This window comes from Macrococcus sp. 19Msa1099, assembly GCA_019357535.2.
Lineage (GTDB): Bacteria > Bacillota > Bacilli > Staphylococcales > Staphylococcaceae > Macrococcoides > Macrococcoides psychrotolerans.
Window position 1 is genome coordinate 431,328 of the sequence record CP079955.1, and the last position, 16,293, is coordinate 447,620.

Consider the following 16,293-nt stretch of genomic DNA (forward strand, 5'->3'; position numbering starts at 1 on the left):
AAGTAATTTCATATATAATAAAACAAAATGAATCTAATGAAAAGAGTGTGTTCAATGTTTCGAGATCTTCTCACAATTAAAAACTATAAATTATTTCTTATCAACATGATTCTGCTTGGTATGGCTTTAGCGATTACAGTGCCGTTTTTTGTCCTGTATGCAACTCAGGAACTCGGAATGACACGAGGATTATATGGTGTTATGATGGCGTTGTTTGCCTTGGCTGGATTTATGGTCAACACAATTGTTGCAAGGTTTTCTGATCGGGCGAACTTTAATCGTAAGTATATGATCATGTTTTCAGTAATGATGGCTGCAATCGCATTCAGTACGTATTTCTATATCGATAATCCTGTCGTTTTCATCATGATATATGTGTTTTTTGGGGGTATGGGTGCGCCTGCTATGCCACAGCTCTATGCATCAGCACGAGAAAGTATCAATGTGTCAGCTTCAAGTAAAAATGCTGTATTTGCGAATACACTCCTTCGTTCTATGTTTAGCTTCGGTTTCTTGTTCGGACCGCTCGTTGGGACGGTCTTGCTTAAGAAGTTTGGATTTTCTGGAATATTTGGTGGCACAATTCTGCTTTATATTATCGTATTACTGTCGTTCTTATTCTTTTATAAAGAGGTTAAAGTGGAAAAACCAGCGCATGCTAAAGGCCACATTGAACCAGTTGCACCAAACCTTTTGAAAGATACGTACTTGCTTATCCCGTTCCTTGCTTTTGTATTCTTACATATTGGACAATGGATGTATACGCTGAACATGCCTTTATTCGTAACAGAATTCTTAAATGCAGATGAAGCGAATGTTGGTTATTTAGCAAGTTTATGTGCAGGACTTGAAGTTCCGTTTATGATTATTCTAGGTATACTAGCAAGCAGATTTCAAACGCGTACATTATTGATGATTGGTGCAGTATTTGGTGGAGGCTACTATCTTTCAATCGGTTTATTTGACAGTGTGACAGCGATGCTCATCGGTCAAATTGGTTTAGCGTTCTTCTTAGCCATACTGCTAGGTTTAGGAATCAGTTACTTTCAGGATATATTGCCGGACTTTCCAGGATATGCATCGACATTATTTTCTAATGCGATGATTGCAGGACAATTACTCGGCAACCTACTTGGTGGAGTCATGAGTGACGTTGTAGGACTTGGAAATGTATTTTATGTATCTTCGTCATTCGTATTAATTGCATTTATTTTATTAATATTCACGAAACCCATAAAGATGGAGGATTTAGCATGATGATAGTATTATGGATGGTCGTCATTATTAGTTTTATCGCAGCATTCGTTGGGCTGGTCGTACCAATGCTGCCAGGTGTGCTGTTGATGTGGGTAGGATTTTTTATCTATCATTTTGGTATCAATAACGAAGAATTGACATGGTTCTTCTGGATTGCGATGGCGATGCTGACTTTTGTTACGTTAATCAGCGACTATATAGCTGGCAGTTACTTCGTCAAAAGGTACGGTGGATCAAGAGCAGGAGAATTTACAGCAGCAATCGGTATCATTATCGGTAGCTTCCTTTTTCCACCGCTCGGCATTATCATCGTGCCGTTTATAATGGTATTATTTGTTGAACTTTTTATCCAAAGAGATATAACAAGAGCTTTTAATGCGAGCATCGGATCGCTCTTTGGATTTTTGACAAGTACCGTCGCCAAGTTTTTAATATTGATTATTATGGTCATCTGGTTCGTACTGGATGTGTTGATATAGACTTTGGTGGAAACAATAATCTTGTTAATAGATAGTGATGTGGCAAGTTAGCGCATAAATAATACACATGAGCCAATTTTCTATAATCAAAATGTTTCATAAGCATCAATTGGTGGGATATAATAACTAATAATAATAAACCTAGGAGGAACATATATGTTTCGTAGCAAAAATGATTTTATTACCCAGTATCGTCAGGAAGGTGAAACGACTCTCGCCTGTATAAGAGAATTAACAGATGAATCTTTAACACAAGCGGTAACTGAACTAGATAGAACGTTAGGAGAGCTTACCTGGCATATCGTTCAAAGTCTCGGTGGGTTTGCAGAACGCGCAGGTATTTCAGTAGAAGGTGCGAACTATAGCTCTTCTATGCCAGAAACGAAAGCGGAGATTTTAGAGGAGGCAGAGAAGATAGTTAACAATACGTTAGCAGCCTATGAAGCTAGCCTAACAGACGAGAATTTGAATGATGATGTTGATTTCTTTGGACATAATCTCGCTAAAGGTGCTTTACTTTATTCAAATATTACACACTTGGCTCATCATAGAGGACAGATGACAGTATTGATGAGACAAGCGGGTCTTAAAGTCCCTGGCATTTATGGGCCATCACGAGACAGTGAATAATAAATAGTTTATTCAAGCGGACTGTATCTATTTTTTACAGTCTGCTTATTTTTTTGAATTAAATTTACAACTTTGAATCGTTAATAGCATCAAATATAAATATTGGAGTGGTCAGTTTTGGAGAATTTTATCGTAATACTCAGTTTGGTACTTGCAGTTATCATTTCCACCGTGATTCATTTTTACATCCCTAAAGTTCCGCTCGCTTTTATCCAGATAGCTATAGGGATGCTCATTTTTTTAACACCTATCCCTCTAAATGTAGATTTTGAACCGGAACTCTTTCTAATTGGTATTATCGCACCATTACTATTTCTTGAAGGTTACACTGTATCCAGGCTATATATGATTAAATATTTAAAACCAATTATATTGATGGCGCTAGGCCTTGTCTTCACAACTGTAATTGGTCTGGGATACATTACACATAGTATGATTCCATTTCTACCGATGGCTGCATGCTTTGCACTCGCTGCAATTATTTGTCCGACTGATGCGGTGGCAGTTCAGGCGATTGCACAAGATAAGAAACTCCCGCGTGGACTGATGACGATTCTTGAAGGAGAATCTTTACTGAATGATGCAGCGGGGATATTAAGTTTTAATATCGCGATTGTCGCTTTAACGACAGGTGTATTTAGTGTCACAGGTTCGATCACACAGTTCTTTATCTCTTCATTAGGTGGTTTAGTTGTGGGTCTGTTTATAGGATTAATCTTTGTACAGATTAGAATCCTTCTGGTTAGAAAAGGGTTTGAAAATGAATATATTTATATATTAATACAGCTCCTTACACCTTTTGTCATTTACATGGCTGCTGAAAGTATTCACGTTTCAGGTATTATTGCAGCTGTAGTTGGCGGAATCATCCATGGAATTGAACGAGATAGGTTATCTCAAGCGACGACACGTTTGCAACTTGGGTATAACAATACATGGGGATTACTCTCTACTGTTCTGAATGGCTTTGTCTTTACATTGCTAGGGTATTTAATCCCTCAAGTTACACTTTCGCTGACTGAACATGATGAAAAAAGTATTTTTTCAACAATGATATACACGCTTGTAATCGCATTACTTGTTTATATTTTTAGGTTTATATGGGTATTTGTACTCTATAATAAGTTTTATATTCCAGAAAGTCGTTTTGAAAAAGTGCTAAAGCATGAAGATATTGATAAATTTGATAAGAGACCCAATCGTTTTAAGTATGCGTTAATTGCTACTGTGTGTGGTGTGCATGGCACAATCTCTATGGCCATAGCATTGACGATACCAGTAGAAATCATGAACGGAGAGTATTTCAACTATCGCGATAACTTACTATTTATCACAGCAGGTGTGGTGGTCATTAGTTTAGTTGTTGCACAAATTTTCTTACCACTATTAACACCAAAAGCAGAAGATAATAGCGTAGATTCCCACCTTGATTTCAGAGAAGCATATATATTGATCAAAGAATTTGGAATGAAATATATTCATAAACAAACTACACCTGAAAACAGTATGATTGCCGGAAATCTCATACGTCAGTATACGATGCAGGTTGGATTTTATAGTGAGGTAAGTGACAGAGAGTATAATCCGAAAGAGTTTGATAGACTGCATGCGATTGCACTTGAAACAGAAATGAAAACGCTTGATGAACTGGTAGAAAATGATGAGATTACACAGAGTGCATTTAACAACTACGTTCAATATATCGAAAGAACAAAGATATTCGCCTCGACAAGCTTCTTCAGAAGAATGGTGTTTTTAATTCGCATGCATGGTAAGCGTAAAGCATTTGAAAATAGATTGAATCAGTCAAGTTCGCTCTCGCTAAAAAATAGTCTGTTAGAAATTCAAAAAATTGCATCACGTGTACACTATAACGTTGTGCAACGATTGTCCGAAGAAATAAGTAGAGAGAATCGGATAGAAGTTGCGCTTGTGTCAGATAACTATTTGAATCGGGTAAATCAGATTAAGAGAAATGCCACGAATGAAACGATTGATGATGATGAAACGTTATTTGCGCTTGATGTATTAGCAGTCGAAAAAGATATGGTAGCAAGGCTCGTGAAAAAAGCTAAGATCAGTCGTGAAGTAGCAGTTGAGTTGAGACAAGCATTGAACTATGATGAAATGATGCTGTTGGATACGGAAGACTAGACAGACATTGATACCATTAACGAATAAGAAGGAAGCCTGAAATGATACTCTTTCAGGCTTCCTTCTTATTCGTTCTAATAATATTATCAAGCATTTAGGGGAGTTTTACCTTGGAAATCAACATATTCATATGCGAGATTTACAGCATCATCCGTTGGTGCTTCAACGTCTTCTAACGGATATTTAATACCAAGTGCTTCCCATTTATGAACACCAAGCTGGTGGTACGGGAGGATTTCGAACTTTTCAACATTTTCTAGACTATTGATGAACTGACCCAGCTTGATGAGATCATCTTTATCGTCAGTAACACCTGGCACTAACACGTGTCTAATCCATACGGGCTGTTTTCTATCTGATAACATACGGGCAAATTTTAGTATATGGGTATTGGGTTTTCCGGTTAAACTTAAGTGTTTCTCATTATCGATATGTTTAATATCGAGTAAGAATAAATCTGTATTTTCTTGTACAGGATCAAAGTGATTCATAAAAGCGGGAGTTTCATTAAAACATCCTGCTGATGTATCGATACAAGTATGGATACCTTCTGCCTTTAATTGTTTAAATAATTGTTCTATGAATGGTAACTGGAGCAGCGGCTCTCCGCCACTGATCGTTACGCCACCGCCTGATGCATTGAAGTAGGGGAGGTAAGGAACAATTTCTGCAACCATTTCTTCTGCTGTCACTTCACGTGATGGTGTACCAATCTCCCAAGTATCAGGATTGTGACAGAACTGACAACGCAGTAGGCATCCTTGCGTAAATAAGATGTAGCGTAACCCTGGTCCGTCAACTGTTCCTAAACTCTCGATTGAATGAATATGTCCTTTAATCATAATAATCCCCGTCCTTCATAATACTAATCATATATTATCATTACATTTTTTCGTGGAATGTTCTGGAAATAACGTCTAGTTGCTGTTCACGTGTTAATTTAATAAAGTTTACTGCATATCCTGATACACGGATTGTAAGCTGTGGATACTCTTCTGGATGCTCCATTGCATCGAGTAAAGTTTCTCTGTTGAACACGTTAATGTTTAAATGGTGACCATGCTGCATCGCATATCCATCTAATACTGCAACTAGGTTAGATTGCTGTGCATCGTCTTCTTTACCTAAAGATTTCGGTACGATAGAGAACGTATTAGAGATACCATCTTTACAGCAGTCATATGGTAATTTTGCTACTGATGATAATGATGCAAGTGCACCTTTAGTGTCACGACCATGCATTGGGTTCGCACCAGGCGCGAAAGGTTCTCCTGCTTTACGTCCGTCAGGTGTGTTACCTGTTTTCTTACCGTATACGACGTTTGAAGTGATTGTTAACACACTCATTGTATGCTCTGAATCACGATATGTTTTATGTTTGCGAAGTTTTGCCATAAATGATTCTACAAGTTCAACTGCGATATCATCAACACGTGGATCGTTGTTACCGTATTGAGGGAATTCACCTTCAGTTTCGAAGTCGACAACAAGTCCGTTTTCATCTCTGATTGTTTTTACTTTCGCGTATTTAATAGCTGATAATGAGTCAGCTGCAACTGAAAGACCAGCGATACCTGTAGCCATCGTACGAATGACCTCAGTATCATGTAACGCCATTTCAATTCTTTCGTAGCTGTATTTATCATGCATATAGTGAATAACATTCAATGAGTTAATATATACGCCAGCTAACCATTCCATCATTTGATCGAATTGTTTGTATACAGTGTCATAATCTAAGACTTCATCAGTAATCGGTGCAAAGTTTGGACCTACTTGAGCGCCAGACTTTTCATCAATCCCACCGTTAATAGCGTATAACAATGTTTTTGCTAAGTTCGCACGAGCGCCGAAGAACTGCATTTGTTTACCAATCTTCATCGCTGATACACAACAGGCGATACCATAATCGTCACCGTAGCTCTCACGCATTAAATCATCGTTTTCGTATTGGATTGAGCTTGTTTTAATACTCATCTTAGCACAGTATTTCTTAAAGTTTTCAGGTAAACGCGTAGACCAAAGTACAGTTAAGTTTGGCTCTGGTGCTGGACCTAAGTTATCTAATGAATGTAAGAAACGGAATGAACTTTTCGTTACAAGTGGACGGCCATCAATACCAACCCCACCGATAGACTCTGTTACCCAAGTTGGATCTCCAGAGAATAATTCATTGTAGTCTGGTGTACGTGCAAATTTAACTAAACGCAACTTCATAATGAAGTGGTCGATAATTTCCTGAACTTCCATCTCAGTGATGGTACCCGCTTTAAGATCACGCTCAGCGTAAATATCTAAGAATGTAGATACACGACCTAAACTCATTGCTGCACCGTTTTGTTCTTTAATTGCAGCAAGGTATGCAAGGTAAGTCCATTGAACAGCTTCTTTGAAGGTCTCAGCTGGACGGCTTAAATCAAATCCGTATATTTCACCCAACTGTTTCAATTCGTTTAATGCACGGTACTGTTCAGATACTTCTTCACGTAAACGAATAATATCTTCGCTCATCACACTAGATAAGTTATGGAAATCTTTATGCTTTTCTTTCATTAAGAAATCCACACCGTATAAAGCGACGCGACGATAGTCACCGATAATACGGCCGCGACCGTAAGCATCTGGAAGACCAGTGATAACGCCGGCTTTACGGCAAGCTAACATTTCTTTAGAGTAAGCATCGAACACACCTTGGTTATGTGTCTTACGGTAATCTGTGAAGATACGTTCAGTTTCGGCATCTAACTCATAACCATACGACTCACAAGCTGCTTTCGTCATACGAATCCCACCGAACGGCTGCATTGAACGTTTGAAAGGTTTTTCAGTTTGAACACCAACGATTGTTTCCAGGTCTTTGTCTAAATATCCAGCATCATGAGAAGTAATGCTAGATACAACTTTAGTGTCCATATCCCACATACCACCACGTTCGCGTTCTTCTTTTGATAACTGCATCACTTGTTCCCAAAGTTTTTTCGTAGCTTCAGTAGGACCAGCCAAGAATTCATCTTTACCTTCAAAAAGTGTGTAGTTCAGTTGAATAAATTCACGCACATCAACGCGTTTGTTCCATTTACCTGATTTGAACCCTTCCCAAGCATTTGTTCTTTTTGTCTCTTCTTTAAACATATAAATCCCTCCAGAATTTTTTGTTCACCAATTCACAAACTTAGTATAACAAGGATTACGTGAAAAGTATCACAAAAGCATAAAAAAATTTAAAAAATGCAAAAACCCTTCATACCAGTACTTTAACTGTAATGATACAGAGGATAAAAAAGAGATTATTATATATAACAGATTGAAACTTTTATTCTTATGATTCTAAAAAGTAGTTTTAAAAAATAAATACATGTACAATGATTGAGGTGATTACAATGAAAGAAATAACAAGCGAGGACCCGCTGATTGAGCAAATTGCATGGATACATGAGCAGATACCGAAATCCTATGATAGCCACTATGTAACGACTGAACTTGAAGTAAAACTCAGGACTGAATCTATACGATTGCTGATGAAATATAATCATGATCGCATCATTATAGTCGAAAAAGCACGATTATCAGCCTTTATCTGGTTTCATATTGGAGAGAAGACACATGTTAAGTCCTTATATGTCCATCCAGATGAACGCGGCAAAGGATATGCACATAGGCTTAAGCAATATGTAGAGAGATTATCATTAGCCGCAGATGTCCACTATATCTATGGACACGTTCATCCGGATAATCACGCTATGAGAAGACTTAACCACAAGCTTGGCTATAGGGCAGATGATAAATTGATGTATAAACATATTGAAATGCCATATGATTAGCACGTTATACATCGATGAAAGAAAGATTAGTTTTAATCAAGGGATTATTTAAAAATGGCGTTTCAGACTTTGTTGAGTCTCGAAACGCCGTTTTTCTACGTTAGCCACCTCTGACTGTACTGCACTGATAAATATTATGCCATTCTTTAAACATCGGGCCTGTACTTCCACCTACAGGGTCGGTGTCAGGTAATGGTACAGTATTGATGATCTTGTTTACTTCATTTATATTCTCATAAGATGTCAATGTTTGTGCTGCTGTTGTATCTGGATATGCACCTACAATAGTAAAATCGTCACTTTGTTCTAATTTTTTATGACCGTAACCCGCTGGTAATAATAGAACATCACCTTGTGTAACTTCAATATTTTGGCCGTTCTCCCCACCGATTAATAGTGTGGCACGACCACTTTTTACCCCAAGGACTTCATGCTGGTTGGGATGGAAGTGATGATAATCAAATACACCATTGGTCCATATATTATGCCATGCATTATTTTTAAAGCGTGTTTCGAAATGACTTTCCTCTGTATTATATATAATTACCGGCAGAATCATATGGTTGGGTGTAGAAGGGGATGTGGGTGTGTGTAATATTTTATATTTCATAAGCTATACCTCCTTTTATATGTAGTATACCCCTTGTAAAGGGTGTTAATACAATATATTTTATTGTTATTATGATAGAATATAGATATATTGTGAAGGTGGGATTGTATTGAAATATGTAACAAGTGTACTGGCACTTACTCTAGTGCTGAGTGCATGTGGTAATAAAGAGACAGACTTAAAGCAGTCTGTAGAAAAGCTTGACGCAAAAAAGGCGGAGCTAACGAAAGAATATCATGCGATTAAAGAAAAAAATGATAAACTAGATGAAAAAATAAAAGCAAATGAAGATAAATTAAAAGAGATAGAAGAAAAAAATGAAGCCGAAATTAAAGAACAGATCGCAAAAGAAGAAGCGGCTAAAAAGCTAGAACAGGAAAAGCGTAAGACGAGAGCTAAGCTAAAGAAAGAAGAACGATTAAAGCAGCAGCAAAAAGTTAAGGAAATGTTAGCTGCTAAAACGATGCCGAACACTATAGAGACAACAACGCACGGCAAATCGACACTTGTGAAGTCGATTGATAATGTTAATCTATCGATACATGATAACGATATTGAGAGCAATGTTAAGCGTCTACAGATTTTTAAGATTACAAACATAGAAAATCAAAAGGTTATTTTTAAAGGCGCATCTTCCGGTTATACACTTCTTTATGAAGTCCATACGAAAAATAATAATCAGGCTCCTGTCTACTATAATAATACGAGCAAGCTTGTAGTTGGAAAGACTGTCATTTATTCTGATGCGACATCATTTATTCCTCAGGAATTACAAGAAGATTTCGTGAAGTCTGAAGAACGGGCGTACAATGAATATGGGCCAAAGGAGTCTACAGTGAGCTATAAATCGATTGCACTAGATGAAAAGACATATCAAGCTTTAACACAAGATGGAGGAAAACTCTATTTATTAGGTGGTACATCGACAAAGCCGAATAGTGAAGCACAATCAGAAATTGTATCAGAACCTTATACGATTTCCTGATGTTTTTCTTTTATAATTAAGGGAATAATAAATTAAATATATTAGAGGTGATATCATGCATGAAGAAAAGTTCGTATTAATGGAAGGCGAAACGATGACATTGACTGAAATTGCAAGTGAGTTAGAGCATATTACAGGCTATACAGCACTTGATACTTTTGGAGATATTGAACGTGTTGTTGCACAAAAGCCAAACTTTGAGCAAGATTTTGAAACGTATATAATCAATTATCAGTTTAACGAGTCTGAAGATGAAGTTGATGTAACTGTTACAACCCGAAAGGATGGCAGACAACATCTTAAGAAGGATAAAGTTAAGATTAGATTAATATCATATAAAACGAGATCATAAAGCCTTAGCATCTGTTAAGGCTTTTTATAAAGGAGAAGGTTATGAAGAAGTTGATACTTTTATCCATATTGTTTCTCACGGGATGCACGCAGCCAGCACAGTTTTATGATGGACAAGCTGATGTCCTATTTGATGCTGCACATGGACAGACTGCAGGTGAAGCAGATTGGGTGATTGACGGTGCTTTCTCTAGTTTCAATGATGTAATTCGTGATATGGATTATAAAACAGTGAGCACTGATTATGACACGACATTAACATATGAAAAATTAAAACAGTACAAAGCAGTCATTATACCTGAACCTAATATTCCCTTTAAAGTTGAAGAACAGGAGGCTATTCAACGTTTTGTCGGTGAAGGGGGGAGTATTATGATGATTGCTGACCATTATAATGCGGATCGAAATTTAAATCGATTTGACTCTTCAGAAATATTCAATGGATATCGAAGGGGCGCATTTGATGATATTACAAAAGGATTATCACACGATGAAAAGCAATCAGAGCGTATGCAGAATGTGAAAGGTTCAGATTTTCTTTCAGATACATTTGGTGTACGTTTTAGATATAATGCCCTCAATAATGTCAGGATTGATGCAGATTCAGCATACGATGCTTTCGGTCTTCTGGATAATGTGCAAAGTATCAACATGCACGCAGGCAGTACAATAGCAATTACGAACCCTAAAATCGCAAAAGGAATTATCTACCCAGGCAAACTATCACAAAATGATCGCTGGCCGCACGCGGTTGACCAAGGGATATACACAAAAGGGGGTAAAGATGAAGGCGCCTTCGTAGCGATCAGTAAGTATAAAAAAGGAAAGGCTGTCTTTATCGGTGATTCTTCGATAGTAGAAGATGAAACACCAAAGTATGTACGTGAAGACAACGGTAATACGAAGAGAACGTACGATGGTATTGAAGAAGCGAGTCATAAAGTACTGCTCAAAAATTTGGTTACCTGGATGATGAAACCTGAAGCTTATACTACATTAGAAGGTAAAGTGACGTCAGATCAGAAGACGCCCCTATTAAGAATGGAAGTTCCACAGCAATCTAAGGAACCAAAACAAGAACCTTGGGGACAACCTGGCCACGGTTACAAGTGGTATGACCCTACTACTTTTGAACAGGGGAGTTTCGGTGCAGATTCAAATAAACGAGTAGAGAATAAGTCCGTTACAAAGAAATCTGAGCCACTTGAAATACAGGCGCCATCATCCGTTTATCCGGGAGACTATATCAAGATCGATATATATAGTCAAAAGCAGATGAAAGATGTTGCAATCGAACTCATAGATAGTGATGGAAGACAGGTTGGATTATTTAACGGTCGTCCACCAGGGAAATCTGATACATATAATATGAGCGCAAAAGATAATCGCTTTCATTGCTATTTTAATGGTAAGATTGCAAGAGAAGCAGTGCATTCAGTTACGATTAAAGTGTATGTGAAAGAACAGATGATACATATTGAGCGTATAGACATAAATAGCTGAAAAGAGGTCGGACAGTGAAGCTTATAAAGTTGATTGTGAGTATTGGAATATGTTCATTAACATTTACTTGTAATGTTCAGGCAACTGAGAAACAGCCAAATAATAATGTACAGTTGCAGAACGCTAAAAAAGTAAAGACAAAACCGATAATTACCCAGAAGAAGACAGTTCAGACGAAAGCAATACCACCTTTTAAATCCAGACCTTATAAAGGACAGGTCATTAATGAAAATGTACTGGTTGTATTAATGGATTTTAGTAATGCACCGCACGGAAAGCTTACGCAGAAGGATACCGAAAACTATATAAAATCATATGATAAGAAATACTATAATGACCTGTTCTTTGGTAAGAATGTCACAGGTCCAGGAGGATACAAATATCATTCACTTAAATCCTATTATAATAGTGCATCAAGTGGCAGTCTGTCATTAACAGGACAAGTAGCGGGATGGTATCGTGCGAAACATCCGATTCAATATTACGGTGCTAACAATGATGCACGGGCTTCTGAGCTGGTTATGGAAGCAGCGGAAAAAGTTGCTAAAGACAAAAAGATTGATATGAAACGCTATGACAGATTTGATTATTATGACCTTGATAAAGACAAAAAAGTAAACGAACCCGATGGTATCATCGATAAGTTTGTTGTCGTATATAGTGGTATCGGTGAAAGTGAAGGTGGTGGGAAATTTGGACAGAATACGATCTGGGAACATGTTTCCGAAGTGCCATTCACTAAAGATAATAAGCCGTCAACGATTCCGGGAACCTATAGCAAGAATTCAAAGTTTCTAAAGAAACGACTAGCAATTGCAGAATATGGCATGATATCTGAAGACAGTACAGTAGGGACAGTGGCACATGAGTTTGGACATATGCTTGGACTACCTGATGAATATGACACAGCAAGTAGCTCGGTGAGTCATGCAGGTGAACCAGTTCGTTATTGGTCGCTTATGAGTTATGGTAAAGATGCCGGAAAGATTCCTGGATTGAACCCTGTCAGTATGAGCCCTTATGCTAAGATGCTTATTCAGAGAATCTACGGTGGTAACTGGATTCGTATCAATGAAGTAGATTATAAGCAGATTAATGCGAAGAAAAAGTATTATTTGCTGGATCAATCTGCTTATAAAGGACAGAACAATAACGTCATTAAAGTAAACTTGCCCCCGTTACAAAAGAAAGTAAAGGGTAAGCTAAAGAGCTATAAGCGCTATTATTTAATTGAGTGGAGGAATCATACAGGTTTAGATATCGGTTTATCGAGAATTAAAGATTCTTTTGGCATAAATAAATATGGTAAAGGAATGCTTGTGTGGTATGTGAATGAATATTATAAAGATAATAGTAATTTATCTAAACATTTTGGTGAAAGTTTGATTGGCGTAGTCGATGCGAGCCCTGGAAATATTCGTACTTCTGGCGGGTATATGCCGATGACAGATATACAAATTTTTGATGCGCCATTCAATACAAGATCTTTTGGGCAATACAATTCGAATAAAAACTATTTCTTCAAGAAGAAATCTACAGCACCAGTACTACTTTTTGATGACAGGAATTATTCGAAAAAAGCGATGTTAAATATGCAGGCCCCAGATAGTAGCCGTGTATTACCTCAACTTGGTATTAAAATTAAAGTTGAAGACCAAAATAAAGAAGGTACTGTCGGAAAGATCAGTATATATAAATAAGGGGTAATCGATGACATACTTTGAAACGGAACGTCTCATTTTTAGAAATTGGCATAACTCAGATCTTGCGCATTACATTGAACTGAATCGGAATTTTGAAGTGAGAAGATACTTCCCGGATATACTGAGTAAGGAAAGAAGTGAGCGTATCTTTGATATCATGTACAAAGAAATAGAGCGTGACAAACATGGTTTGTTTGCAGTGACTTTAAAAGATGGCACATTTATCGGTTTTATTGGGACGCTGTTTGCTGAATATGACGCTTCAATCCCACATAGTCCATTTTATGAAATTGGCTGGAGGATATTACCGCAGTTCACTGGTAATGGATATGCGACAGAAGGTGCACAAGGTCTGATAGATTACATGCGTATGCTAAAGATAGAAGATTTATATGCGTATACATCTGTAAATAATATAAAGAGTATCAATGTAATGAAGAAGTTAGGAATGAAGGATGTTACAGCATTTGTTCATCCGCACTATCCAGATGAACAAATATTATATAGGAGTGTAGTGAATGATCTTAATCAGTAGCTGTCTTGTAGGACATCCAGTGCGCTATGATGGCCGGAGTAAAACAAATGAAATTATTGCTAGATTAATAGATATGAAAGAGGCGATACATGCTTGTCCGGAAATGCTGGGTGGATTGACTGTTCCCCGTGCACCTGCTGAAATTGTAGGGGGAGATGGCGATGATTGTCTGGATGGAAAGGCGCGTGTGATAACGATTCATGGGACTGATGTCACTGCTGAATTTATCGCAGGGGCCAAGCAGACATTACAGTATTGTATAGATTACAATGTATCTACTGCTGTATTAAAAGCAGACAGTCCAAGTTGTGGTAGCGATCAAATCTACGATGGTTCATTTAACGGAAAGCTGAAAAGTGGGGACGGTGTAACTGCAGCTTTACTACGAAGACATGGTATTCATGTCATAAGTGAAGTTGAATTTGTTAATAATCTAGATGACACACTTTAGTTGAGTAGAATATGTTATGATATTTATTATTGAATGGGGTGAAACGAATGATAACGATTGAACAAGTGAAGGATAGTGCATCGATATCTTTAGAACAATACATGCTGCCAGCAAAACAGATGTTCTTCTCAGGACATCCACGTTACATATTATCCGTTCAAAGAGCAGATTATGCTGCTTTTATTATTAAGAAGGATAATGATGTCATCGGTGTCTTTGCTCTGGATAGAGGTGATATTCTAAATAAGATAGATGCCCCTAGTACAGCAATTTACCTGCGTGGGTTATCGATAGATTATAAATATCAGGGCAGTGGTATTCTAAAGGAAGTCCTGCCTTTGATAGAGACTTATATTAAATCGAACTATGCAGATGTGTGGGCGATTTATTTAATGGTTAATGTAAAGAATGATGCATACTACGCTTTTATCAAATGCGGCTTCATCGATCAGAAGATGATGGTACGCCAAGGATTTAGCCGTCTTAAAGTATTAAAGAAGATAATAAATAACGTCCCTGATTAATAATTCGGGGACGTTATTATTTGTTCAAGCGTTGTTTTGAATTTCGTTCTGTCAGAAGTAGTAAATTTGGCAGGACCTTTTATTCGCTTGTTCATCTTTCTGGATTCATGGTTGATAAATCGTGTGATCAGCAATGCATCAAGGTTGGATTTGGTATATATAAATCCAGTATGATGCATGACAAGCGCTTTATTGATGACAATACTTGCTAATCCATAATCACCAGTTATGACAATGTCATCTTTGTCGACAAGAGATAATATTTTGTAGTCCGCACTATCGCTGGCAGTATCAACATATATCGAACTGACATCTGGACCATATATTTTTGATGAATGATGTGCATAGTCTTTTACAAGAATCACTTCAATGTGATATTTTGCAGCAATGTGTACTGTTTCATCAATCACAGGAGAGCTATCGGCATCGATGATGATTCTGTAGTTAACGTCTGCCAATTTTTTCGGCCATCTGTTTTCTGTGTCGTTCAAAAAGCTGTGCATTACTAAAGTCTTCATCATTATGCATTTGTGCATTATGATAATTGTTCGGTTTATGTGGTTCTGTTAACTGATGTTTCTTTAAACCAAATAGAGAACGGTTTTGCTTTGGCGTTTTCACTTTATAGTTTTTGTATTTCTTTAACGCTTTAATTCTTAGTTTTTCGTTTTCTTCTTTTAGCTGGAGCTCAGCTTTATGTCTTTCTTCAATTGATTTGTTGAGCTTCTTATCTAATTGATCGATTTCTTTCTTAACCTTCTTATCTTGTTTAGAAGTCACCGTTTGAGCTGCGTGGAAATTTCCTTTTTCTGCAAGCTTCATTTCTTTGATCAATCGTTTTTCTCGTGCTTTCTCTTTCTTTTCTTCATCACGTCTTCTTGATTCAATAGACTGTGACAATGTTTGACCTAATGTGTTAATCTGTTTTTGCTCAACTTTCTTCTGTTTCTTTTCTTCTTTCGCTTGCTGTACAAATGGTTTCATCTTTTTTTTGTAATGGAGGGCTTTTTTCTCATCTTTATATTTGTCTGCAATAAATGAAGATGTCTTTACAGCACCTCTTTTAATAGTTGTTGTAGCGCCTTTTGCTTTTCTTGCGGCTGTTACTGTTTTATCCTTTGTAACGTCATAGGCTTTAACCGATAAGCCTGTCAGTTGTTGAACTTCTCTCTGCTCTTTCAGTTTATGACGCTCATTGATCAGAGGGACAAGAATGACTGCAGCAACGTTTACTGCTGTTTTAACTTTGTTTTTATTCATATGCAAGCTCCTTTGTATGTAGTTAATAGT

17 protein-coding genes are annotated in these 16,293 nt (G+C 37.3%); 12 read left to right on the top strand and 5 right to left on the bottom strand.

All coding sequences use genetic code 11. The features are described 5' to 3' along the window. The first annotated feature begins 36 nt into the window (after positions 1–36). The 4 genes from KYI10_02285 (at position 37) to KYI10_02300 (ending at position 4,520) form a co-directional block, all read left to right on the top strand. The gene (locus tag KYI10_02285) at positions 37–1,257 is read left to right on the top strand and encodes a sugar efflux transporter (GenBank protein ID QYA33878.1); all 1,221 of its coding nucleotides are present in this window, start codon (positions 37–39) and stop codon (positions 1,255–1,257) included. Next, entirely contained in the window at positions 1,254–1,736 is a 483-nt protein-coding gene (locus KYI10_02290; protein QYA33287.1) for a DUF456 domain-containing protein, read from the top strand. The genes KYI10_02285 and KYI10_02290 overlap by 4 nt, the downstream gene beginning before the upstream one ends. A 156-nt stretch (positions 1,737–1,892) precedes the next feature. Continuing rightward, positions 1,893–2,366: a DinB family protein gene (locus KYI10_02295; GenBank protein QYA33288.1), complete on the top strand. Its 474-nt coding sequence runs from the start codon at positions 1,893–1,895 to the stop codon at positions 2,364–2,366. Between the two features lie 117 nt (positions 2,367–2,483). Beyond that, complete coding sequence (locus KYI10_02300) at positions 2,484–4,520, top strand: sodium:proton antiporter (protein QYA33289.1); 2,037 nt, start codon at positions 2,484–2,486, stop codon at positions 4,518–4,520. Positions 4,521–4,606: 86 nt separating this feature from the next. On the opposite strand, the gene pflA is transcribed toward KYI10_02300, so the two are convergent. After that, positions 4,607–5,362, bottom strand: coding sequence for a pyruvate formate-lyase-activating protein (gene pflA, locus KYI10_02305; protein ID QYA33290.1), 756 nt, complete (start codon positions 5,360–5,362; stop codon positions 4,607–4,609). A 40-nt stretch (positions 5,363–5,402) separates the two neighbouring features. Further along, on the bottom strand, positions 5,403–7,652 hold the full coding sequence (gene pflB, locus KYI10_02310) for a formate C-acetyltransferase (GenBank protein QYA33291.1): 2,250 nt from the start codon (positions 7,650–7,652) through the stop codon (positions 5,403–5,405). A 248-nt stretch (positions 7,653–7,900) separates the two neighbouring features. On the opposite strand from pflB, the gene KYI10_02315 reads away from it, so the two are divergent. After that, positions 7,901–8,341 (top strand): GNAT family N-acetyltransferase, encoded by a 441-nt coding sequence (locus KYI10_02315; protein QYA33292.1) that lies wholly within the window; start codon positions 7,901–7,903, stop codon positions 8,339–8,341. Between the two features lie 100 nt (positions 8,342–8,441). Here the strand turns inward: KYI10_02315 and KYI10_02320 are convergent, their stop codons facing one another. Continuing rightward, positions 8,442–8,951: a cupin domain-containing protein gene (locus KYI10_02320; GenBank protein QYA33293.1), complete on the bottom strand. Its 510-nt coding sequence runs from the start codon at positions 8,949–8,951 to the stop codon at positions 8,442–8,444. Positions 8,952–9,060: 109 nt separating this feature from the next. Here KYI10_02320 and KYI10_02325 point away from each other — a divergent pair, with 109 nt between their 5' ends. Genes KYI10_02325 through KYI10_02355 form a run of 7 tightly spaced genes read left to right on the top strand, consistent with a single transcriptional unit; the run spans position 9,061 to position 15,003 of the window. Then, the gene (locus tag KYI10_02325) at positions 9,061–9,936 is read left to right on the top strand and encodes a hypothetical protein (GenBank protein QYA33294.1); all 876 of its coding nucleotides are present in this window, start codon (positions 9,061–9,063) and stop codon (positions 9,934–9,936) included. A gap of 55 nt (positions 9,937–9,991) precedes the next feature. Beyond that, a complete protein-coding gene (locus tag KYI10_02330) occupies positions 9,992–10,288 on the top strand; it encodes a hypothetical protein (protein ID QYA33295.1) in 297 nt (98 codons plus the stop codon). 41 nt (positions 10,289–10,329) lie between these two features. Beyond that, a complete protein-coding gene (locus KYI10_02335) occupies positions 10,330–11,790 on the top strand; it encodes a DNA-binding protein (GenBank protein ID QYA33296.1) in 1,461 nt (486 codons plus the stop codon). Between the two features lie 14 nt (positions 11,791–11,804). Then, entirely contained in the window at positions 11,805–13,490 is a 1,686-nt protein-coding gene (locus KYI10_02340) for an immune inhibitor A domain-containing protein (protein QYA33297.1), read from the top strand. A 10-nt stretch (positions 13,491–13,500) separates the two neighbouring features. Further along, positions 13,501–14,028: a GNAT family N-acetyltransferase gene (locus KYI10_02345; GenBank protein ID QYA33298.1), complete on the top strand. Its 528-nt coding sequence runs from the start codon at positions 13,501–13,503 to the stop codon at positions 14,026–14,028. Further along, positions 14,012–14,479, top strand: a complete 468-nt coding sequence (locus KYI10_02350) for a DUF523 domain-containing protein (protein ID QYA33299.1) — start codon at positions 14,012–14,014, stop codon at positions 14,477–14,479. The genes KYI10_02345 and KYI10_02350 overlap by 17 nt, the downstream gene beginning before the upstream one ends. 47 nt (positions 14,480–14,526) lie before the next feature. Next, positions 14,527–15,003: a GNAT family N-acetyltransferase gene (locus KYI10_02355; GenBank protein ID QYA33300.1), complete on the top strand. Its 477-nt coding sequence runs from the start codon at positions 14,527–14,529 to the stop codon at positions 15,001–15,003. Here the strand turns inward: KYI10_02355 and KYI10_02360 are convergent. Next, positions 15,000–15,494, bottom strand: coding sequence for a DUF188 domain-containing protein (locus tag KYI10_02360; GenBank protein ID QYA33301.2), 495 nt, complete (start codon positions 15,492–15,494; stop codon positions 15,000–15,002). The genes KYI10_02355 and KYI10_02360 overlap by 4 nt on opposite strands. Continuing rightward, complete coding sequence (locus KYI10_02365; protein ID QYA33302.1) at positions 15,448–16,263, bottom strand: hypothetical protein; 816 nt, start codon at positions 16,261–16,263, stop codon at positions 15,448–15,450. Before KYI10_02365 ends, KYI10_02360 begins: the two co-directional genes overlap by 47 nt. Between the last annotated feature and the right edge of the window lie 30 nt (positions 16,264–16,293).

Bases quoted from the DNA above. Each gene is read 5' to 3' on its own strand.
- KYI10_02355 (QYA33300.1), top strand. From the start codon at position 14,527: ATGATAACGATTGAACAAGTGAAGGATAGTGCATCGATATCTTTAGAA.
- KYI10_02290 (QYA33287.1), top strand. From the start codon at position 1,254: ATGATGATAGTATTATGGATGGTCGTCATTATTAGTTTTATCGCAGCA.
- KYI10_02350 (QYA33299.1), top strand. From the start codon at position 14,012: ATGATCTTAATCAGTAGCTGTCTTGTAGGACATCCAGTGCGCTATGAT.
- KYI10_02285 (QYA33878.1), top strand. From the start codon at position 37: ATGAAAAGAGTGTGTTCAATGTTTCGAGATCTTCTCACAATTAAAAAC.
- pflB (QYA33291.1), bottom strand. From the start codon at position 7,652: ATGTTTAAAGAAGAGACAAAAAGAACAAATGCTTGGGAAGGGTTCAAA.
- KYI10_02315 (QYA33292.1), top strand. From the start codon at position 7,901: ATGAAAGAAATAACAAGCGAGGACCCGCTGATTGAGCAAATTGCATGG.
- KYI10_02345 (QYA33298.1), top strand. From the start codon at position 13,501: ATGACATACTTTGAAACGGAACGTCTCATTTTTAGAAATTGGCATAAC.
- KYI10_02320 (QYA33293.1), bottom strand. From the start codon at position 8,951: ATGAAATATAAAATATTACACACACCCACATCCCCTTCTACACCCAAC.
- KYI10_02335 (QYA33296.1), top strand. From the start codon at position 10,330: ATGAAGAAGTTGATACTTTTATCCATATTGTTTCTCACGGGATGCACG.
- KYI10_02365 (QYA33302.1), bottom strand. From the start codon at position 16,263: ATGAATAAAAACAAAGTTAAAACAGCAGTAAACGTTGCTGCAGTCATT.
- pflA (QYA33290.1), bottom strand. From the start codon at position 5,362: ATGATTAAAGGACATATTCATTCAATCGAGAGTTTAGGAACAGTTGAC.
- KYI10_02330 (QYA33295.1), top strand. From the start codon at position 9,992: ATGCATGAAGAAAAGTTCGTATTAATGGAAGGCGAAACGATGACATTG.
- KYI10_02295 (QYA33288.1), top strand. From the start codon at position 1,893: ATGTTTCGTAGCAAAAATGATTTTATTACCCAGTATCGTCAGGAAGGT.